Raw genomic sequence first — 21,233 nt, forward strand, 5'->3', positions numbered from 1 at the left:
CCTCCGCCAGTCCTGTTTTTAATATAGACAGGATACAGGAGGAGGCAATATGGGGCTTATTTTTCAAAATATATCAAAAAAATATGGTGCTGTTGTAGCAATAAAACACGCTGAAATGGAAATTGAAAATGGAGAAGTCAGGGCTATTTTAGGTGGAAATGGATCTGGAAAGTCGACACTGGCAAAAGCTCTGGGTGGACTGATAAGTAAAAATTCCGGAGAAATTATTTTTGACGGACAATCGATTGATTTCAAATCACCGAAAGAAGCGAAAAAAAATCATGTAATAATGACAAGCCAGGAACTGAGTCTGTTCGGAAATCTGACGGTAGAAGAAAATATCTGCATATGTGACGTACCTTTAAAAGGCATTTTTACAGATAAAAAAAGAATTAAAGAAAAGTCGCTGGAAATTTTAAAGGTGATGAAATTAGAAAACATTGCGACAAAAAAAGTAGAAGATCTTGCACCAAACCAGCAGTATATGGTAGAACTTGCCAAAGCACTGGTTCAGGAACCAAAACTTCTTATTATTGATGAGATCACGTCAGCTTTATACAGAGAAGATGTAGAAATCGTTGATGATATTATAAAAGATCTGAAGAAAAAGGGATGTATGGTTTTATTTATTTCGCATCGTATGTCAGAATTATATGCTATGTGTGACAGTGTCACGATTATGAAAAACGGAGAGACCCTCGGTACTTATCCGATGCAGGAAAAAACGGAAAGTGAGTTACTTTCTCTGATGGTAGGATCAAAAGTAGAGACTGGCAGACAACATAAAAACCGTCAGGCAAAGAGTGAAAAAGATATATTGATCAAAGCACCACACATAAAAATTCCTTCCTATGGAACAGAGGAAAGTCTGGAGATCAGAAAGGGAGAGATTATAGGTGTTGCAGGACTGCAGGGACATGGTCAGACCGATCTTGTCAATTCGCTGTATGGTAACCTGGGAGAAATAAAAATCATCATCGATGGCAAAGAGGTTTCTATTCATAATTCCAGACAGGCAGTTTCAAATGGATTTGCATTTATTTCCGGCGACAGGGAACGGGATGGAACATTCCAGGAGCGTAATCTGGCTGAGAATCTTGCAGCAGTGAAAGAACTGGTCAAGCATGAAAAAATCGGTGATTCCAGGTCTGTTCTGGACAGCTTTAATGTTAAATACGATAATCCGGGACAGCTGATTACTGCATTGAGCGGTGGTAACCAGCAGAAAGTTGTTGTAGGACGGTGGTTAAGCACAAAGCCGCGGCTTCTTCTGGCAAATGACCCTACAAAAGGTATTGATGTTAAAGCAAGAACAGATCTTCATAAAGAGTTTGTGAAACTTGCAGAAGAGGGAAATGCGGTAATCATGATTTCCAGTGATGATGATGAGCTGGTAAATGTTACATCTATGGCAGAATGTTCAAGGGTTATTGTTATGTATGAAGGGCATATTTCTGCAATTCTTGAGGGCGATGCTATTACAAGAGAGAACATTTCGGCGGCATCTATGCCGATTGAAGAAAAACAAATGCAGGCATAATTGAAAGGAGGATAAAATCAGATGAACAAAGTAAAGAAACTGATGTCATGGAATGCATTTCCGGCATTATTATTGTTTGTAATATTTCTTGGGATTAATGGAGTAATGACAGGTGGACTGAGTGTATCTTTTTTTCGATCCTTCATTTCCACTAATGCAGGTGCGATTTGTGTGGCAATCGGTGTAACTGCTACGATTCTTGTTGCAGGTACTGATATTTCTCTTGGTTCGATCGTGTCGCTGGTAAATGTGGTTATTGTTACTGCTTTTGAGAAAGGATTTTCTGTACCGCAGGCTGCATTGCTGGGGCTGTTGACTGCAGTTCTGTGTGGAATGTTCAATGGTTTTGTTGTAGGCATCATGAGAGTTAATCCGCTGCTGGCAACATTTGCAACATCAATTGCATTTGCAGGAATTGCATTATGGATTTTGCCATATCCTGGTGGCTATATTGATTTCACTTTTGGTGACTGGTATCTGGGAAATATGTTTGGTATTATTCCGACGCCGGTAGTATTGATAGCCATTCTTGTACTTATATGGATATTTGTAATGAAATTACCTGTGGGATTGCATATTTATGCGTTGGGTAAAGATGTAAAGAAGGCGTATGCATCAGGAATAAATGTTGCTGCGTTAAGATTTTTTGTGCATACATTTGCCGGTCTGGCGGCAGGAGTTGCCGGTATTTGTATAAGTGCCAATATATGTGCCGGAAGTCCGACAGTAGGATCTGCCATGAGTATGAATTCTATCGCAGCGGCAGTTATCGGCGGTGTTTCTCTGAATGGAGGAATCGGAGGAATATGGAGTGGTATTTTCGGCGCCTCTTTCCTGAGTATTCTGATTTCTATTGTCGTATCTGCAAATTTAAGTTCTATAGTACAGAGCTTTATACAGGGACTGATCCTGCTGATTGGAGTTACAGTGTCTATTGCAGCATCAGATAAAGAAATCAAAACAAAAATAAAGAGAGCTATAGGAGGAAAGAGATGAAAACACTGAAAAAGCTTAACAATCCATATCTTCCGGCAATTATAGGAACGGTTGCTCTTTTAATTCTTGGACAGTGTCTGAGCAAAGGTTTTCTGTCTATGAATAATATTTCAAGTATTTTGATGACAACGTCAATTCTTACACTTGCGTCAATTGGCCAGGCAGCGGTAATCATATCAGGTGACAGTGGGCTTGACATGTCTGTTGGTGCAATCATGTCTATGACAGCTCTCTTTGGTCCAATGATAAATGTAGGATCTGGCGTAGCCTCATTTATTTTAATGATTCCTGCTGTTATGCTTATGGGAGCTGTTGTCGGCGCAATTAATGGCACCGGAGTTCAAATGTTAAAGGTTGTTCCGCTGGTTATGACGCTGATTATGTCAAATGTTGTAGATGGCTTTTCAATCATGGTTACAAAAGGGCAGCCATCTGTTATGGTAGGAAAGGAATTACAGGGAATCTCAAAAACATTAGTAGGTCCACTGAGAATCCTGCCAACAGTAGTGCTCATTGTTTTGATCTTACTGGAAGTTCTGTTCCTGAGAAGAAGCCGCTATGGAAGAAGTCTGTTTCTGGCAGGTAATAATAGAAATGCGGCAAATCTCTGTGGTATCAACAGTAAAAAGATAATTATCCTGGCGTATGTGTTTGGTGGAGCTATGGCGGGATTTGCAGGGCTTATGCTGGTTGGATATGCAGGAACGGCACAGATGAATATGGCAAGCAGCTATACAATGCTTTCTGTTGCAGCAGTAGTTATTGGTGGAACCAAACTGACAGGTGGAAAAGGTACATTCATTGGAGGTGCTCTTGGTGCTTTGGTGCTGGTACTTATTACAAATATTCTTCAGGCATTAAATATGGCCGCAGGATTAAGATCTCTGATCCAGGGAATTATTCTGATCGTGATTCTGATGATGAACAGCAGAGCACCTAAGCTTCGACAGTAATGATAAATATTATTACCAGAATATCTATTGCGAAAAGAAAGTGCATGATGTAAAATTGAAGAGAAAAGGAGAAAATGCATGAAGAATGGAAAGTATGGCATTTCAGATGTTGCAGAGATGTTAGGCGTTTCAAAATCAACAGTTTCTCGCGTAATCAATGGAAATGAAGGTGTCGGTCCGGAACTTCGTAAAAAAGTGATGGACTTTATCAATGAAATAGGATATCAGCCAAATACGATAGCCCAGAGTTTAAGTAAGGGACGGATGAACATAGTGGCATTGATACTGGGAGATATTCGAAATCCGTTTTATGCAGATTTGACATTTAATATTCAGAGGATTCTTAACGACAATGGTTATATGGTAATGGTTCTGAACAGTGAATATAACATTGATAGAGAACTGGAATTTTTGAAATTAACAGAGCAATTTAATTTTGCAGGTTTGATTTTGATAACGGCACAGGAAAAAGCAATAGAAGAGAGACTGAAAAATATGGAAATGCCAAAGGTGCTTGTTAATCGTATTCTACCATATTATACAGGAGATTCGGTGTTAATTGATAATTTTCAGGCAGGATATCAGGCAACTATGCATCTGATTGAACTGGGACACCGTCACATAGGCTTTATCAAAGGACCGGGGGTATCTTCTGCATCCAGTCAGCGCTTTGCAGGTTACCGACAGGTACTTGAGAATTATGGCTTTTCTTTTGATGAGAAATGTGTGTTTGAGAGCGATCTGAAATTAGAAACAGGACGGGCGCTGGCACAGCAATTTTTAGAAATAAAAGAGCGTCCAAGTGCGATGGTTGTGGTAAACGATATGACTGCAATCGGTTTTATGGATGGCTGCAGGAAAGCGGGAATCCGTATTCCTGAAGAGTTGTCAATCATAAGTTTTGATGATATTGCAATGGCGTCAATGTATGGTATCGAACTGACGACGATAAGCCAGCATGTAGATGAAATGGGTGAAAAAGCAGCACATTTGATGTTGAAACAGTTAAATGACAAAGATGCGAAAACAGAGCGTATTATTATGGAGCCAACTTTGATTGTAAGAAAAACAACCTGTGAATGTTCTGAGATTTGAAAAGTTTGCCAGTTGGAGAGATTCACTGGCGGCAGTTTGCAAATTCTATATGGAAAGTGGTGGAAATAAGTGCATAGAATGAAACGGGTAGAGGATTCCCGTACGGAGAATACATTTCTGATCATGAATAAACATATCAACTGTTATGGACGTCTCTTTGGTGGAGTGCTGATGCAGTGGATTGATGAGATGGCGGGGATTGTAGCTCGCCGTCATGCCGGTACGATTGTTACAACAGCCTGTGTAGATAACCTGAATTTTAAAGCAGGTGCTTATCTGGGAGATGTGGTTGTGCTGATCGGAAAACTGACCTATGTAGGCAGGACCTCTATGGAAGTACGAATTGATACTTATGTGGAGGAGTCGGATGGAACACGCAGGATGATTAACAGAGCTTATGAAGTTATGGTGGCATTGGATGAGGACGACAACAAAGTGGACGTACCGGGTCTTATCGTAGAGACAGAGTCTGAAAAGGCAGAATGGGAAGGCGGAGAAAAACGATATACACTACGGAAGGAAAGGCGAAGAGAAGGATACTGATGTTAATGAAGCCTGAGGCTATCTATCATATTATGGCAGATAGCCTCAGGCTTGTTCTTGCATTTTTACATATTAAAATAGAGAATATAGAATATAGCAATTATAAGTAAGTGTCATACAGAGCAGTAGAAAATCGTATGGCACTTTTATTGTATCTCAAGTAAGCAACGTGAGTGTGTTCAATGATTGACAGCAAAAGCAGGGTTTGCTACACTAAAAACATATTGGCAGAATTGCAGAAGTCAGAGGAAGATACAATGAATTATAGAAGTGTAAAAATATCAGAAGATGCGAGAATTTCAAAGCAGTCTGTGCTCGCAGGGGATGTGACGATTGGGAGAGACAGCTGTGTGTTTTATTTTGCGGTGATCCGTGGCGACGAGGCTCCGGTTGTGATTGGAGATGAGTCGAATATTCAGGAGAATTGTACAATTCATGTAAGCCGTAACATGCCGGTTCATATTGGAAATAATGTCACTGTAGGGCACAATGCAGTGATCCATGGCTGTACGATCGGAGACAGAAGCCTGATCGGGATGGGGGCAGTGATCCTTGATGGTGCAAAGATCGGAAACGACTGTATCATTGGAGCCGGAAGCCTTGTGACAAAGAATACCGTGATACCGGATGGCTCCCTTGTGATGGGCAGTCCGGCAAAGATTAAACGAAATCTTGCCTGGGAAGAAAAATTGAGAAACCTTGAAAATAGCAAAAGATATGTGAATGTCTCCAGAGAGATGCAGGAACAGGGAGTATTATAAGAAACTATTATAATTTACAGAGAGTGAGGAAAAATGCATGTCCTGTACAATAAGAAAAGCCACACCGCAGGATCTTCCGAGAATCCGGGAGATCTACGAGATGGCAAGACAGTTTATGAGAAAAAACGGTAACCATTCACAGTGGGGTAAAGGTGACGAACCGGAAGCTCTGATCGAGGAAGATATCCGCCAGGGAAATCTGTATGTACTGGAGGAAGCGAGTATTCATGCAGTATTTGCCTTTATTATAGGAGAAGATCCGACCTATCTGGAGATAGAAGAAGGAAACTGGAAGTCAGAGGAACCTTATGCTGCCGTGCATCGGGTAGCCAGCGACGGAACCGTGCAGGGTGTCATCGGTCATGTCATGGATTACTGTAGCGCACAGGTACCACATCTTCGGATCGACACACATAAGGATAACAAAGTAATGCAGCACGTACTGGAAAAATACGGTTTCGTAAGCTGTGGCATCGTGCATGTCCGGGATGGAAGCCCGCGCATTGCATATGAACTGCTCCCGTAATATGTCATAATATGTTAAAAAAACGTTATTTGCGTTACAGGTAGTATCCCGCGAGGTGTTTTGCCATGAATATGGCAAAATCCCATCACCGAAGGTGATTTGGAATGGATTTTGACCAAGTTACTGTGAACGGAGTGAACAGTAACCCTTTGAGCATATCTGCTCGAATAATTCATAAAAACACTTGTTCCTATAAAACAAATATATTATAATAAAAAAGAACAATATGTTCGTAGAAATAAAATCAATCCGTCAGTATATAGAAAGTCAGGGTGAGAAAAATAAACCGGGTAGTAAAAATAAGAATCTATCCAAATAAAGAACAGATATCTCAGATAGAGAAAACAATCGGCTGCTGCCGTTTCCTTTATAATCAGAGGCTTGCGGATAAGATCAGTTATTACCAGAAAGAAAAAAAGATGCTGAAAAATACACCGGCCGGATATAAAAAAGAACATCCATGGCTGAAAGAAGCAGATTCTCTTGCACTGGCAAATGTGCAGAGGAACCTGGAAGGAGCCTTCCGGAAATTTTTTCGGGAACCGAAAGTGGGATTCCCAAATTACAAATCAAAAAAATTCCCGGAAATCTTATACAATAAATATGATAAATGGAAATATCTGCCTGCAGGAAAAGTCTCTGAAACTACCAAAGATGACACCCATAAAAATAAAACTTCACCGTTCGATACCGGAAGGGTGGAAACTAAAATCAGTGACTGTAAGCAGGGAACCAACCGGAAAATATTTTGCAAGTCTGTTGTTCGACTGTGAAAACCAAACAGCGGAGAAAAGACAGGCAGAAAAATTTCTGGGGATTGATTTTGCCATGCATGGGCTGTGTGTGTTTTCTACCGGTGAAAGAGCTGGATATCCGATGTTCTACCGGAGTGCTGAGAAAAAGCTTGCCCGGGAACAGAGGAAACTTTCCAGATGCGAAAAGGGCAGCAGGAACTATCAAAAACAGAGGAAAAGGGTTGCATTATGTCATGAAAGGATAAAGAACCAGAGGAAAGATTTCCATCATAAGCTCAGTCATGACCTTGCGGAGAAGTATGATGCGGTATGTGTGGAAGATCTGAACCTGAAAGGGATAGCCGGAGGTCTGCACTTTGGAAAAAGGATACAGGATAACGGATATGGGCAGTTCCTTTCGATGCTTGGATATAAGCTGGAAGAACGTGGGAAATATCTTATAAAAGTAGACCGTTATTTTGCATCCAGTAAGATATGCAGCGTATGTGGGAATAAGAAGAAAGAACTGGTTTTGTCAGAACGGACATACATATGTGAATGTGGAAACCGGATGGACCGGGATGTGAATGCAGCTGTCAATATCCTGGAAGAAGGAAAAAAGATATATAAAAAGTGTGCGTAGCGGCACATAGAAAAATCTGTAACCAGATAAAAAAGAACCGCGGGACACGCGGGGATAGCCTGTTTTAGCTTTGCCCTGAAGGGTGATCGAGCAGGAAGCCTCCACTTCAAAATCTGTAAGATTTAAGTGGTGGGAGCATGTCACAGGAACATAATGTCAGAGGCGGCATGACCGCCGGTAATTTTTACAAATTGTTTTATGGGGAAGTTGAGGTGGAAAAATGGAACAGCAACAGCATATGTTCACGAATCGCATGATCCGGAATCTACTTATTCCGGTCGTGCTGGAACAGTTGTTGAACTCGATCATGGGAACTGCGGATACCATGATGGTGAGTAATGTCGGTTCGGCGGCAATCTCGGCGGTATCGCTGGTGGATTCCATCAATGTGCTCGTCATTCAGGCATTTTCCGCACTGGCAGCAGGCGGTGCGATCGTCTGTGCACAGTATATCGGGCAGAGAAACAAAGAAAAAGCAAATGAATCTGCAAGACAGGTGTTGTTTATCATCACAGCCATTTCAGTAGCGGTGAGTCTGATCTGCCTTGTTTTCCAGAAACCACTTCTGAGACTGATCTTTGGCTCAGTCGAAGCGGAAGTTATGAGGGCATCAGAAATTTATTTCTTTTATACAGCCCTGTCCTTCCCGTTTATCGCGGCGTATGATTCAGCAGCATCTATTTTCCGTGCGCAGGACAATACCAGAGGTCCTATGACCATTTCCATGATCTCCAATGTGATGAATATCGCCGGAAATGCCATTATGATCTGGGTTTTCCACATGGGAGTAGCAGGTGCGGCACTTTCTACACTGATCTCCCGTATTTTCTGTGCGGTAGTAGTACTGATCCAGCTTCGAAAAGAAAGGGAAGGTCAGGAGATCGTAGTACGTGATTATTTCAAGATCCGTCCGAACTGGTCCATGATAAAAAGAATCCTCGGAATCGGAATCCCATCCGGTGTTGAAAACAGTATGTTCCAGCTGGGTAAACTGGCAATCCAGTCCACGGTATCTACTCTGGGAACAGCAGCGATCGCAGCACAGGCGATGACGAACATTCTGGAAAACCTGAATGGTATCGCAGCAATCGGTGTGGGGGTAGGTCTGATGACGATTGTCGGTCAGTGTCTCGGCGCAGGAAGAAAAGACGAGGCAGTCTACTACATAAAGAAGCTCTGCGTAATTGCAGAAATCGTAGTACTGACAAGCTGCCTGATCGTATTTGCACTGACAAAACCAGTCACGATCCTTGGAGGCATGGAAAAAGAAAGTGCAGATATGTGTTTCCATATGGTGATGTGGATCACGATCATGAAACCGCTTGTATGGACCATGGCATTTGTTCCGGGGTATGGGCTCCGTGCGGCAGGAGATGTGAAATTTTCCATGATCACATCCTGCTGTACGATGTGGGCATGCAGATTCTGCCTCTGTGTATTTCTGATCAGAGTCATGGGCTTCGGACCGATGGGAGTCTGGATCGGAATGTTTGCAGACTGGACTGTCCGCAGTATTATTTTTACCTGGAGATTCCACAGTCGCAAATGGCTGCAGCATAAAGTAATATAGAGAGTATAATTTAAAAAGTCTGGCTTTCACGATAGAACATGAGATGAAGGCCAGGCTTTTTTATAATGTTTCGCATCGAATGCATAATTCTTATAAATATCCATTTTGCTAATGGTGGATTTTGTGGTAGAATAGAGAGAAAATGAATAGTTATACATGGAAAGGAATCATTATTATGGAAAAAGGTACAATTTTTAAATTTCATAATGACCTTGATACAGACCAGATCATTGCATCCCAGTATCTGCTTCTGCCGAACCTGGATGAGATGAAAGGTCATGCATTTGAATCATTAGATCCTGATTTTGCAAAGAAAGTAAAACCAGGAGATTTCGTAGTAGGCGGCGAGAACTTCGGCTGTGGTTCTTCCAGAGAGCAGGCACCGGGCGTCCTCAAAGCACTTGGTGTACAGGCAGTCATCGCCAAATCCTTCGCAAGAATTTTCTTCAGAAATGCGATCAACATCGGGCTTCCGGCAATCGTCTGTAAAGATCTTCCGGATGATGTACAGACCGGAGATACCATGGAACTTCATATGTCCGACGGTACAGCAGTTGCAAACGGCAAGACATATACCTGTACCAAACTTCCGGAATATATGCAGGGAATTCTGAATCAGGGCGGTCTGATCGCTTCACTGAACAAGGAGGAGAAATAACCATGGGAATGACAATTGCAGAAAAAATCATCGCAGCAGCAGCCGGTGTAGACAGCGTCAAACCTGGCGATATCCATACGGTACAGCTTGACCGTCTGATGAGCAATGACGGAACTACTCATCTGACTGTAGATATGTACAAAAACAAGCTGAACCATCCGCACATTGCAGATACAAAGAAACTCGTTTTCATCGTTGACCACAACGTACCGTCTGACTGCCCGAAGACAGCAGCATCCCAGAAGAAGATGAGAGACTTTGCAAAAGAAAACAACATTGATTTCTGGGAAGGCAAGGGTGTCTGCCACCAGGTTATGATCGAGAATTATGTTCGCCCGGGTGAACTGATCTTTGGCGCAGACAGCCATACCTGTTCTTATGGTGCACTTGGCGCATTCGGTACCGGTGTCGGATGCACAGACTTCCTCTATGGAATGGTGACAGGAACTTCCTGGGTACTGGTTCCGGAATCTGTAAAATTCAACCTCATCGGTAAGCTTCCGGAAGGTGTGACTGCCCGTGACCTGATCCTTACCATCATTGGTGAAGTAGGTGCAAACGGATGCAACTATCAGGTAATGGAATTCACCGGAGAAGGTGCTAAGACTTTAAGCATCAGTGACCGTATGACTCTCTGCAACATGGCAGTAGAGGCAGGTGCAAAGACCGGTATCTTTGAAGCAGACGAAAAAGCCATGGAATACCTCAAAGAACATGGACGTGAGCCAAAAGCTGTATTCCACAGTGATCCGGATGCAGAATACGTAAGAGAATATACTTTTGACCTCAGCAAAGTCCGCCCGGTAGTCGCAAAACCGGATTTTGTAGACAATGTTGTTCCGGCAGAAGAAGCATGTGGAATCGAGATCAACGAAGCATTCCTTGGCTCCTGCAACAACGGACGTATCGAAGATCTGCGCGTAGGTGCCGAGATCATCAAAGGAAAGAAAGTATCTGACAAGGTACGTTTCCTCGTTGTTCCGGCAAGCCAGACAATTTACCGTCAGGCATTAAAAGAAGGCCTGATCGACATTTTCATGGAAGCAGGTGCGATTGTTATGAACCCGAACTGCAGTGTATGCTGGGGAAGCTGTCAGGGTGTTATCGGTGAAAACGAAGTCCTGATCAGTACAGGAACGCGTAACTTCAAAGGACGTGCAGGACATCCAAGTTCCAAAGTATATCTTGGATCCGCAGCGACTGTTACAGCATCTGCAATCGCAGGAAAAATCGCACTGCCATCTGAAATCTGATAAAGTACAACAGAAACACCTACAATATATTCAGTGAGGAATACATAGATTATGGAAAAGTTTACAGGTAAAGTATGGGTACTTGGCGATGACATTGATACCGATATCATCATCCCGACCGAGTATCTGGCACTCAAAACAATCGACGATATGAAACAGTATGGATTCAGCCCGCTCCGTCCGGAACTGGCTGGACAGATCCAGAAAGGCGACATCATTGTTGCCGGCAAAAACTTCGGCTGCGGTTCTTCCAGAGAGCAGGCACCGGAGATCATCAAAGCACTGGGCGTTCAGTGCGTCATTGCAAAATCTTTTGCAAGAATTTTCTTCAGAAACTCCATCAACAACGGACTTCTGCTGATCGAGCAGCCGGATCTTCACGATGATATCAAAGAGGGAGATACCGTGACCGTTGTGATGAATGAACATGTTGACTATGATGGAAAACAGTACCCGATCGCTTCTCTGCCGGAGAACCTGATGAGCATCATCCAGGCCGGCGGACTTGTAAAAGCCATGCGTAAACTGAATGGACTGGACTAAGGAGGAGAAGCAGATGGGCGAAACAGTTATCGAAAAGATTATCAGAAACAATGTGGGTCATGCCGTAAAACCTGGCGATATCGTAACAGTCAATGTAGACAGAGTGATGATCCATGATATTTTTATTCCGTTTGTTGCGGATAAATTTGAAGAAATGGGATTCAAGAAATTATGGGATCCGGATAAGGTAGTTCTGATCTATGATCACCTTGTTCCGGCAAGCCAGCTTGATGATACCAGACATTTCCATACAGGAGATGCTTTTGCAGAGAAATACGGAATGAAAAACGTACACAGAAGCGACGGAATCTGCCATCAGCTGATGACAGAGGCAGGCTATGTAAAACCTGGTAATATCGTATTTGGTACAGACAGCCATACAACCACTTACGGATGTGTCGGCGCATTTTCTTCCGGTATCGGATATACAGAGATGGCAAGTATCCTCGGAACAGGAACCATGTGGATCAAAGTTCCGGAGACTATCAAAGTTGTGATCGAAGGAGAACTTCCGGAGAATGTTATGTCCAAAGACGTGATCCTTCGTCTGATCGGTGATCTCGGCGCAGACGGTGCAACTTATCGTGCGCTGGAATTCACAGGAAGCGCAGTGAAGAAAATGTCTGTTGCAAGCCGTATGACCATGTCAAACATGGCGATCGAAGCCGGTGCAAAATGTGCACTCTTCACACCAGATGAGAAGACCGCAGAGTACTGTGAGATCGAGCTGAACGATTTCCAGAAGAGTCTTGTTGGAGACGAGGACGCAAAATATCTCAAGACCGTAACTTACCGTGCAGAGGACCTTGTTCCGGTTATGGCATGCCCGTCACAGGTAGACAAGATCCGTGATGTCAGCACCCTGGAAGGAACAGAGATCGACCAGGTATTCATCGGCTCCTGTACAAATGGCCGTCTGGAGGATCTCGCAGCAGCAGCGGAAGTCCTCAAGGGCAAAAAAGTTGCTGACTATGTAAAATTGATCGTGACACCGGCAAGCCGCAAGATCTACAGACAGGCGATCGAGCTTGGTATTCTGGACACTCTGGCAGAAGCAGGTGCAATGATCACACATCCGGGATGCGGACTGTGCTGTGGACGTGCAGGCGGTATCCTGACAGACGGAGAGAGTGTTGTGGCGACAAACAACCGTAACTTCCTTGGCCGTATGGGAACTTCCAAGGTAGAAATCTATCTGGCATCTCCAAAGACGGCAGCAGCATGTGCGATCGCAGGTAAGATCGTCAGCCCGAAATAAAACATCAAAAAACGCCAAAAAAAGTCAAGAGGGAAGAATATTTTTTCCCTCTTGACTTTTTTATGATTTAGCACTATAGTATAACGCAGTAACAGCAATAACGAGGAGAAGTTTGCAGGAAAGAGGCGCATGCCCACCGAAGGAGTAAAACTCTCAGGTATCCGTAATATCGGACACAAACTGCAAATGGATCGTTTCTCTGGAGACGCCTGTTTTATTACAGGGGCCGAAGGTGCAAGCGACGCGCAAGCGTCTTGAATCTCTCAGGCAAAAGGACAGAGGATGCTATGACCTAATTACATCCTGAATTCTATTTTTTGATTTTTATCTATTTTTTATTGTCTGATATTATTAGATTCTTACCAGTCTATCTGAGAACGATTCTTTATCTTTATCCCCTTTTTATGATGCTGAAAAATACATACAGAAGGAGAACTTTTTGAGATGTGGGAAGCAATCAACAATTTCTTAGTTGCAGTGGATGACAAAGTCTGGGGCGTGCCGCTTATGGTACTGATCATAGCCGGTGGTGTTCTTCTTACCAGCAGACTTGGGCTGCTTCAGGTACGCCGCCTTCCATTGGCACTGAAATGGATGTTTAAGAATGAAGAAGAGGGAGACGGTGAGATCTCCAGTTTTGCAGCTCTGTGTACAGCATTGAGTGCAACAATCGGTACCGGTAATATCGTAGGTGTTGCAACAGCAGTCTGTGCCGGAGGTCCGGGAGCACTTTTCTGGATGATCGTGGCAGCATTCTTCGGAATGGCAACCAAATATTCTGAAGGTCTTCTGGCGGTAAAATACCGTGTGGTTGCAGAAGACGGACACAGTCTTGGCGGACCATTCTACTATATTGAGAAAGGTATGGGACCGAAATGGAAATGGCTTGGTAAGATCTTTGCATTCTTTGGTGTCTGTGTAGGTCTTTTTGGTATCGGTACATTCAGCCAGGTAAATGGTATTTCAAGTGCTGTACAGAACTTCTTTGATCCGGACAAGACAAACTGCATCAATATCCCATTCCTGGGACAGTATTCCGTAGCAGTTGTTGTTTCTTCTCTGATCCTTGCATTTTGCGTAGCAGCGATCCTGATCGGAGGAGTAAAACGAATTGCAGCAGTCAGCCAGATCATCGTGCCGTTTATGGCAGTAATTTATATCATCTTTAGCGTTGCCCTGATCATCTGCAACATTACAGAGATCCCGAATGCAATCGTAACTGTTGTTACAGCGGCATTTAATCCTAAAGCAGTGACAGGTGGTGTTGTTGGTTCTATGATCGTAGCAATGCAGAAAGGTGTTGCACGAGGAATCTTTTCCAACGAAGCAGGTCTTGGTAGCGCTCCGATCGCGGCAGCAGCAGCGCAGACAAAAGAGCCGGTACGTCAGGGTCTTGTCAGCATGACAGGTACTTTTATTGATACGATCCTGATCTGTACCATGACAGGACTTTCCATCGTCCTGACAGGTGCATGGCAGGTAGAGGGAATCGAGGGTGTACAGGTTACTACCTATGCATTCCAGCATGGACTTCCGCTTCCGGCCAAGTTCACAGCGTTTGTACTGATGCTCTGCCTCGTATTCTTCGCATTTACAACAATCCTTGGATGGGATTATTACAGTGAACGTTGTCTCGAATACCTGACAAACGGACACAAGACGAAGATCATCGTATACCGCTGGTTATATATTTTTGCAGTATTCATCGGACCATACATGACAGTAAGTGCTGTATGGACTATCGCAGATATCTTCAATGGTCTGATGGCAATCCCGAATATGATCGCACTGTTCGCACTGAGCGGAGTCGTTGCGAAAGAAACCAAAGCATTCTTCAAAGCAGAGAAGCATAAAATGTAAATAAAATTTTGGAAACGCATAATTCCTTCTGTTCTTCATACACTAGACAGTGATGATGAGAACAGGAGGAATTTTTTTGAAGAAAAAAACAAAAACTCTGCTGACCGCGCTGGCGGTGCCGCTGGGAGTTGGGGCGGTTTCGGGATTTCTTACGCAGGGAAGCATGGATACGTTTGAAAAATTAAAACAGCCGCCTCTGACACCGCCGGGCTGGGTATTTCCTGTGGTATGGACAGGACTGTTTGCCATGATGGGAACAGCATCTTACCTTGTGGCAATTTCGCCGAAAACAGAAAAGAGAAACAGAGCACTGTTCTTGTATGGAGTGCAGCTTGCAGTAAATTTCCTGTGGCCGGTATTTTTCTTTAATGCAGGATGGTATTTCTTTGCATTTGTATGGCTTGTGCTTCTGTGGTATCTGGTGTACCTCTGCACGAAAGGATTTTCGGATATCTCCAGGAACGCAGGATACCTGATGATCCCGTATCTTGTATGGCTGACTTTTGCAGGTTATCTGAATTTCTTTATCTTTCTTTTAAATTAAGCGGAAGCACTGTCTGAAAATGGCAGTGTTTTTGTGTTTTACGGAAAAACATCTGATTTTCATACAAAAACAACACTTGACAAAGCGATGGCAATCCTGTAGTATAGATTAGGAATATGATTAACGTTAAAGATTACAGTAACCATTTTTCCAACTGCCGTAATGAATGGAAGTGACAGGATCCGTCACGAGAAATTCTGCGACAGCTTTTTTTATGCAACAGGACTGTGGGTTCTGCTGTATATGGATGAGGGATATAAACAAAAAGGGAAGTAATGCTTACAAGGAGGATAAGGCATGAACTATGATGTAATCATTATCGGCGCTGGTCCTGGAGGAATTTTTGCAGCGTATGAATTAATGAAAGAAAAGCCGGACTGCAAAGTGGCAGTTTTTGAAGAGGGATACTCCCTTGAGAAGAGAAAATGCCCGATCGACGGCAAGAAGATAAAGAACTGTATCAACTGTAAGAGATGTTCCATCATGTGCGGTTTTGGCGGTGCAGGTGCATTCTCTGATGGAAAATATAACATCACCAACGATTTCGGTGGAACTCTGTATGAGCATATCGGTAAGAGCCAGGCAATCGAGCTGATGAAATATGTTGATGATATCAACATGGAATACGGTGGTCAGGGAACTAAGCTTTATTCCACAGCAGGAACTAAGTTTAAGAAACTCTGCCTGCAGAACAAACTGAACCTTCTGGATGCATCTGTACGTCATCTGGGAACGGATATCAATTATATCGTTCTTGAGAACCTGTACAATGCAATGAAAGATCATGTAGATTTCTACTTCGACACACCGGTACAGAAACTGGAGATCCTGGAAGACGGTTACCGTGTGATCTGCGAAAAAGGAACTTACGACTGTAAGAAATGTATCGTTTCCGTAGGACGAAGCGGAAGCAAATGGATGGAGACTGTCTGTAAAGATCTGAACATCCCGACCAAATCCAACCGTGTGGATATCGGTGTCCGCGTGGAACTTCCGGCAGTTATCTTTTCACATCTGACAGATGAACTGTATGAGAGCAAGATCGTCTACCGTACAGAGAAATTCGAAGATAACGTCCGTACTTTCTGCATGAACCCGAACGGAATCGTAGTAAACGAAAATACCAACGGCATCATCACTGTAAACGGACATAGCTATGAGGGTGATGAGAAAAAGACCGATAACACCAACTTCGCACTTCTTGTTTCCAAACATTTCTCCGAGCCATTTAAGGACAGCAATGGATACGGCGAAAGCATCGCAAGACTTTCCAACATGCTTGGCGGCGGTGTTATCGTACAGCGTTTCGGCGACCTTGTCCGCGGACGTAGAAGTACCGTGAAACGTGTTGAGGAAGGCCTCGTAACACCGACTCTCACAGCAACACCTGGAGACTTAAGCCTCGTACTTCCGAAACGTATCCTGGACGGCATTATCGAAATGATCTACGCCCTGGACAAAGTAGCTCCGGGAACTGCAAACGATGATACCCTTCTGTACGGCGTGGAAGTTAAATTCTACAACATGGAAGTTGAGATCGACGACAACCTCGAAAGCTGCCACAAAGGTCTGTACGTGATCGGAGACGGAAGTGGCGTCACCCACTCCCTGTCCCACGCATCCGCAAGTGGTATTTACGTAGCAAGACATATTGTAGAGCAGAACTGATAATTATAATATACTAAGAAGCCCCCACAAAACGTGAGAAAACGATTTGTGGGGGCTTTTTATGTGAATAATTTTGACTATTTCATATCTGCCAGTGAAATAAACGGAAGTTCCGCATATTCATACTTATTCTTGATAGAAGCTGCATCTGCTTCTGAAATAGAAGTAAATTCATCTGCATTATACTCAGTTGAAGCTGTTGTGCTGAAGAACCACGGATTCTGCGGATTTCTTTCTTCATCATAGACCACGGATTCTTTTAAGTTCAGCTGTCCGTCAGTATAAGTATAATAATGGTACAGGGACAGAAAAGCACTGCCGGAAGCTTCATTGGCTATAGTGTTGTCTTTGCACAGATAATATCTGTCGCGTTCACCGCTGGTAGTGACCAGAGAAAGCCTTCCGTTAACAAGGGTGTACATATCAAAAAACATTCCCTCATAACTGTCAGTGCCATCGTCAATGGCACCTATAAACAGTTCTGCGGTACCATTATTATCAATATCCTGAAGAAAATATCCGAGTTTATTGATATCTGAATAATATCCTGCCAGATAACAGAGATTATTTTCCTGAAACTGGCTGATATTCCATGCGGCAGAAGCACCGTCATAATATTTCTGCACGATTTCTTTATATTCCGGATAATCAGCAAGGGTTTCGGTGTCCGCAGCATAAACAGAGGTAAGACCGCCTATTGTAAGTACCATGGATGCAGATAAAAGACCGCAGATTAGTTTCTTCTTTTTCATTTTGAATCCTCCTTAGAGAGTAGTATTTATATTAAGTATACTTCTATTATATATTATGCACAAGCAAATTTGTGTCTGGATACTCAAGTTACCGTGAACGGAGTGATAATACAGTTACTGTTCACTCCGTTCACAGTAACTTGGTCAAAATGCATTCCAAATTACCTTCGGTGATGGCATTTTGCCCTGTATGTCTCGGGATTTTGCCATATTCATGTCAAAACGCCTCGCGGGATACTACCTGTGAATAGTAACATAATACATCTATTTCAGTATATTCAACCCATTTAGCATAATATCCTCCGTATAGCGTGCGAGTTCCTCCGGGCTCTGGCGGGTGCCATTTCGGATCCAGTTTTCGATGATGCCGATACAGCCGGAGAGGACGTAGGAAGAGTAGATCTCGCTCAGCCTGGGATCTGCATTGGCAAAAATCTCGTCCCAGTCATTCACGCAGCGTTCCCGGATAATCTCCTTGATCCGATTCATAAAATTCTGTTCCTGGTTATTGACCAGAACAAGTTTTACGAAATCGGAGTTTTTTTCCAGAAATTTATACAGGTCACAGATCAGAGGGAAAGGTTTACCCTTCATATCCTGTGGCTGGTGGGCGTTGGTGATTTCGATAAATTCATCCAGTATATCATTTTCCAGGTGCTCCAGAAGATCCTGGATATCCCTGTAATGCAGATAAAAGGTTCCCAATTCTATGTCAGGAACAGCAGTCACAGATGCATTGTCACCGTTCCACACCTCGTCAGATATCCAGAAGATCATGCTGTTTGTCCTTCCGGTGACATTTATCGTACTGCTTCTGACAACGAATTCATGGTTTGAACCAGTACTTTTTATGATCACAATTGGTATCGCAATCATGCTGAACAGAGGAACAAACCTGCTGTTTGGAGAGATTTCTTTCGTTACCAATGCAGCGGGAAGTGTTCTGCAGCTTGCAGTTTCCATGGACTGTTCCATCTTCCTTCTTCACAGATTTGCCGAAAACAGAGCAGAAGGCAAGGATGTCCAGGACGCTATGGTGGCGGCAGTAAAACAGTCCACAGGATCAGTACTTTCCAGTGGCCTTACAACAGTGACCGGTTTTGCGGCACTGATCCTGATGCGGTTCAAAATCGGACCGGATATGGGGTGGGTCATGGCAAAAGCAATCGTATTCAGTCTTCTCTGTGTACTCTGTTTCCTGCCGGCACTGGCGATCAGCACTTATAAACTGATCGATAAGACTCAGCATAAGGCCTTTTTTCCGGATTTTCATAAGTTTGCCGGTGCTGTTATGAAACTCCGCATACCTGCATTTCTTATTGCAGTGGTGATTGCGGTTCCGTGCTTCATTGCACAGGGGGGACTCTTTCCTCTATGGCGGCAGCCGTATTTACAGCACGGATGCCACTCAGATGGGACGCGACCTCCTGAGCGTTGAAGAGGAATATGGCGCGTCCAACCCTCTCGTCATCATGGTGCCGAAAGGGGATACAAGCAAAGAAAGTGCATTGGGTGAAGAATTAAAAGACAATGAAAATGTGACTTCTGTCATTTCCTATGTAGACAGTGTAGGTTCAACGATCCCGGACGGCTTTGTTCCGTCGGATTCACTTTCACAGCTTTATTCAGAGAATTACAGCCGTTTTGTAGTGACTATAAGCACTGAGGAATCCGAAGAGGGATGGACAGAAAAACTGAACGAAGTTTATAAGATCTGCGAGAAATATTATGGCGATGAGGCCAGGATCGCAGGCGACCTGGCAAGTACCAGGGATCTGAAAGAAACGATCACAGAGGATAACAGTAGGGTCAATACCCTGGCGATCGCGTTTGTATTTGCAATCCTTCTGTTTAACTTCAAGTCGATCACACTTCCGGTGATCCTGACACTGGTGATCGAGCTGTCCATCTGGATCAACCTCGCGATTCCGTATGTGCAGGGAACGACGCTTCATTGCTTCAGGCGGCGACAAAAGATCTTCCGGAAGTTGCAAAAGGAATGAAACAGCTGAATGCAGGATTTACGAAACTTACAAAGAATGACTCCAGCCTTCTTGAAGGTGCAAATCAGTTATCGGTCGCATCTCTTTCCTTAAGAAACGGTGCCTCCAGCCTGGTATCCGGAGCAAGCCAGCTTACCGGAGGAATCGGAAGTGCAGCCAGTGGAATCCAAAGATAAGACATCTGACATTGACCAGCAGATCGATGATGAGATTGATGAAATGTTTGACAAGATCTCAGGAAGCGATTACACACCGGTATCCTTCGTCTCAGCAGACAATAAGGACATAGGACTGGTACAGTTCGCAATCCGCACAGACGATATCAAAAAATAAAAAGAACAAAAGACATAAAAAGAGGGAAGTCCCCCGTCGCAACTGCAGAAAGTGCAGGCGGCGGGGGATTTCCCTTTTTAAGTTATAAATGCAGGGGCATTATTTAACTGAGATTACATAAGACTTCTCAAATGTTTTGGCAGGATCAAGTATATTGATGCCCGGTTTATCGGACAGTTCTCCGTTATATTCTATATTATCGCAGCGTCCCATCCATGGTTCCAGGCAGACAAACGGAGCACCGACAGCGGACCAGATACCGAAGTTTGGGAATCCCTCGCAGCTGATCTCTACATAAGGAGTTCCATCCGGAAGGGCGATACCGGCTTTAGTGATCTGACCGTTGTCAAAGACCAGAGCATCGTGGTCAAACATGTGCTCATCGATCGTGCAGGAATTATTTTCAAGAGGAAGGGTGTAGGTCTTGTCAGGAATGGCAGTACCGTACTCTGGGTCAAGCAGGCAGTAGGTCAGTTCTTTTTCTCCATTGAAGGTAAGGTGATACTGACTCTGAATGGTATCAGGAAGTACAGGCACATTAAATGCAGGATGAGCACCGATCGTGAAATACATGGTTTCCTGATCTTTGTTTACGACTTTCCATGAAACAGTCAGGTCACGACCATTGAGCGTATGTGTGATAGAAAGCTGGAAAGCATATGGCCAGATCTTCTGAGTTTCTGCGGTGGATTCCAGCAGATGAGTAACGGATGTATCGGTTTTGTCCGTGCAGGTGAATTCCATATCGCGGGCAAATCCGTGCTGACCGGATGTGTAGGAGTTACCGTTTATCAGACAGTGATCTTCATAATAGCGTCCAACATTCGGGAAAAGCACCGGAGCATGGCGTTTCCAGTAGGCCGGATCAGCATTCCAGAGTACCTGACGGTCGTTTGTTTTATCGTAGATTTCTGACAGCTCAGCACCGTGATCGGCGATCTTTACACGGAGCTGGTCATTTTCAAGTGTGTGGATCATACAAAAAACCTCCATAATGTTT

Annotated in this window: 23 protein-coding genes, 1 pseudogene and 1 riboswitch; of the genes and pseudogenes, 21 read left to right on the forward strand and 3 right to left on the reverse strand. The window is 43.7% G+C overall.

The features are described 5' to 3' along the window. Window positions 1-49 precede the first annotated feature (49 nt). The 17 genes and pseudogenes from DXC01_RS07925 to DXC01_RS08000 all read left to right on the forward strand — a co-directional run bounded on the left by DXC01_RS07925 (window position 50) and on the right by DXC01_RS08000 (window position 17,145). Entirely contained in the window at window positions 50-1,540 is a 1,491-nt protein-coding gene (locus tag DXC01_RS07925) for a sugar ABC transporter ATP-binding protein (protein WP_022214335.1), read from the forward strand. A 21-nt stretch (window positions 1,541-1,561) separates the two neighbouring features. After that, entirely contained in the window at window positions 1,562-2,536 is a 975-nt protein-coding gene (locus tag DXC01_RS07930) for an ABC transporter permease (RefSeq protein WP_022214334.1), read from the forward strand. Next, window positions 2,533-3,489, forward strand: coding sequence for an ABC transporter permease (locus DXC01_RS07935; protein WP_022214333.1), 957 nt, complete (start codon window positions 2,533-2,535; stop codon window positions 3,487-3,489). Before DXC01_RS07930 ends, DXC01_RS07935 begins: the two co-directional genes overlap by 4 nt. A 78-nt stretch (window positions 3,490-3,567) precedes the next feature. Beyond that, complete coding sequence (locus DXC01_RS07940) at window positions 3,568-4,584, forward strand: LacI family DNA-binding transcriptional regulator (protein ID WP_022214332.1); 1,017 nt, start codon at window positions 3,568-3,570, stop codon at window positions 4,582-4,584. Between the two features lie 69 nt (window positions 4,585-4,653). Then, window positions 4,654-5,127: an acyl-CoA thioesterase gene (locus DXC01_RS07945; protein WP_334290845.1), complete on the forward strand. Its 474-nt coding sequence runs from the start codon at window positions 4,654-4,656 to the stop codon at window positions 5,125-5,127. Window positions 5,128-5,384: 257 nt separating this feature from the next. Further along, on the forward strand, window positions 5,385-5,888 hold the full coding sequence (locus DXC01_RS07950; protein WP_022214329.1) for a gamma carbonic anhydrase family protein: 504 nt from the start codon (window positions 5,385-5,387) through the stop codon (window positions 5,886-5,888). 37 nt (window positions 5,889-5,925) lie between these two features. Beyond that, window positions 5,926-6,414: a hypothetical protein gene (locus DXC01_RS07955; protein ID WP_022214328.1), complete on the forward strand. Its 489-nt coding sequence runs from the start codon at window positions 5,926-5,928 to the stop codon at window positions 6,412-6,414. A gap of 272 nt (window positions 6,415-6,686) precedes the next feature. After that, window positions 6,687-6,773 (forward strand): annotated as a pseudogene (locus tag DXC01_RS21235) (helix-turn-helix domain-containing protein); the annotation flags it as partial. A gap of 136 nt (window positions 6,774-6,909) precedes the next feature. Then, window positions 6,910-7,791 (forward strand): RNA-guided endonuclease InsQ/TnpB family protein, encoded by an 882-nt coding sequence (locus tag DXC01_RS07960; RefSeq protein ID WP_330417651.1) that lies wholly within the window; start codon window positions 6,910-6,912, stop codon window positions 7,789-7,791. A gap of 220 nt (window positions 7,792-8,011) precedes the next feature. Then, entirely contained in the window at window positions 8,012-9,361 is a 1,350-nt protein-coding gene (locus tag DXC01_RS07965) for an MATE family efflux transporter (protein ID WP_022214670.1), read from the forward strand. A 175-nt stretch (window positions 9,362-9,536) separates the two neighbouring features. Continuing rightward, window positions 9,537-10,019: a LeuD/DmdB family oxidoreductase small subunit gene (locus tag DXC01_RS07970; RefSeq protein WP_022214671.1), complete on the forward strand. Its 483-nt coding sequence runs from the start codon at window positions 9,537-9,539 to the stop codon at window positions 10,017-10,019. 2 nt (window positions 10,020-10,021) lie between these two features. Further along, entirely contained in the window at window positions 10,022-11,272 is a 1,251-nt protein-coding gene (locus DXC01_RS07975; protein ID WP_022214672.1) for a 3-isopropylmalate dehydratase large subunit, read from the forward strand. A gap of 51 nt (window positions 11,273-11,323) precedes the next feature. Then, on the forward strand, window positions 11,324-11,815 hold the full coding sequence (locus DXC01_RS07980) for a LeuD/DmdB family oxidoreductase small subunit (protein ID WP_022214673.1): 492 nt from the start codon (window positions 11,324-11,326) through the stop codon (window positions 11,813-11,815). A gap of 13 nt (window positions 11,816-11,828) precedes the next feature. After that, window positions 11,829-13,073, forward strand: a complete 1,245-nt coding sequence (locus DXC01_RS07985; RefSeq protein ID WP_118698673.1) for a 3-isopropylmalate dehydratase large subunit — start codon at window positions 11,829-11,831, stop codon at window positions 13,071-13,073. A gap of 189 nt (window positions 13,074-13,262) precedes the next feature. After that, window positions 13,263-13,362, forward strand: a riboswitch (glycine riboswitch). 155 nt (window positions 13,363-13,517) lie between these two features. After that, window positions 13,518-14,933, forward strand: coding sequence for an alanine/glycine:cation symporter family protein (locus DXC01_RS07990; RefSeq protein WP_118698674.1), 1,416 nt, complete (start codon window positions 13,518-13,520; stop codon window positions 14,931-14,933). A gap of 76 nt (window positions 14,934-15,009) precedes the next feature. Beyond that, window positions 15,010-15,477, forward strand: coding sequence for a TspO/MBR family protein (locus DXC01_RS07995; RefSeq protein WP_022214676.1), 468 nt, complete (start codon window positions 15,010-15,012; stop codon window positions 15,475-15,477). Window positions 15,478-15,774: 297 nt separating this feature from the next. Further along, the gene (locus DXC01_RS08000) at window positions 15,775-17,145 is read left to right on the forward strand and encodes an NAD(P)/FAD-dependent oxidoreductase (protein ID WP_022214677.1); all 1,371 of its coding nucleotides are present in this window, start codon (window positions 15,775-15,777) and stop codon (window positions 17,143-17,145) included. 77 nt (window positions 17,146-17,222) lie between these two features. Here DXC01_RS08000 and DXC01_RS08005 read toward each other — a convergent pair whose 3' ends face one another. Beyond that, the gene (locus DXC01_RS08005) at window positions 17,223-17,897 is read right to left on the reverse strand and encodes a hypothetical protein (RefSeq protein WP_118698675.1); all 675 of its coding nucleotides are present in this window, start codon (window positions 17,895-17,897) and stop codon (window positions 17,223-17,225) included. A 264-nt stretch (window positions 17,898-18,161) separates the two neighbouring features. Beyond that, entirely contained in the window at window positions 18,162-18,650 is a 489-nt protein-coding gene (locus DXC01_RS08010) for a TetR-like C-terminal domain-containing protein (protein WP_199704989.1), read from the reverse strand. Between DXC01_RS08010 and DXC01_RS20555 the strand changes: the two genes are divergently transcribed. From DXC01_RS20555 to DXC01_RS20030, 4 genes are read left to right on the forward strand one after another with little or no spacing between them, the layout of a single operon-like run. Next, entirely contained in the window at window positions 18,607-19,335 is a 729-nt protein-coding gene (locus DXC01_RS20555) for an MMPL family transporter (protein WP_243111575.1), read from the forward strand. The two genes, DXC01_RS08010 and DXC01_RS20555, sit on opposite strands and share 44 nt — an antisense overlap. Beyond that, on the forward strand, window positions 19,310-19,900 hold the full coding sequence (locus tag DXC01_RS20560; RefSeq protein WP_243111576.1) for an MMPL family transporter: 591 nt from the start codon (window positions 19,310-19,312) through the stop codon (window positions 19,898-19,900). The genes DXC01_RS20555 and DXC01_RS20560 overlap by 26 nt, the downstream gene beginning before the upstream one ends. Then, window positions 19,897-20,076: a hypothetical protein gene (locus tag DXC01_RS08020; RefSeq protein WP_118698677.1), complete on the forward strand. Its 180-nt coding sequence runs from the start codon at window positions 19,897-19,899 to the stop codon at window positions 20,074-20,076. The genes DXC01_RS20560 and DXC01_RS08020 overlap by 4 nt, the downstream gene beginning before the upstream one ends. After that, window positions 20,051-20,233: a hypothetical protein gene (locus DXC01_RS20030; protein WP_147399627.1), complete on the forward strand. Its 183-nt coding sequence runs from the start codon at window positions 20,051-20,053 to the stop codon at window positions 20,231-20,233. The genes DXC01_RS08020 and DXC01_RS20030 overlap by 26 nt, the downstream gene beginning before the upstream one ends. 99 nt (window positions 20,234-20,332) lie before the next feature. On the opposite strand, the gene DXC01_RS08025 is transcribed toward DXC01_RS20030, so the two are convergent. After that, entirely contained in the window at window positions 20,333-21,211 is an 879-nt protein-coding gene (locus DXC01_RS08025; RefSeq protein ID WP_199704991.1) for an aldose 1-epimerase family protein, read from the reverse strand. Window positions 21,212-21,233 lie beyond the last annotated feature (22 nt).

The sequence above is a fragment of the Blautia sp. OM07-19 genome (genome assembly GCF_003481595.1).
Classification (GTDB): domain Bacteria; phylum Bacillota; class Clostridia; order Lachnospirales; family Lachnospiraceae; genus Blautia_A; species Blautia_A intestinihominis.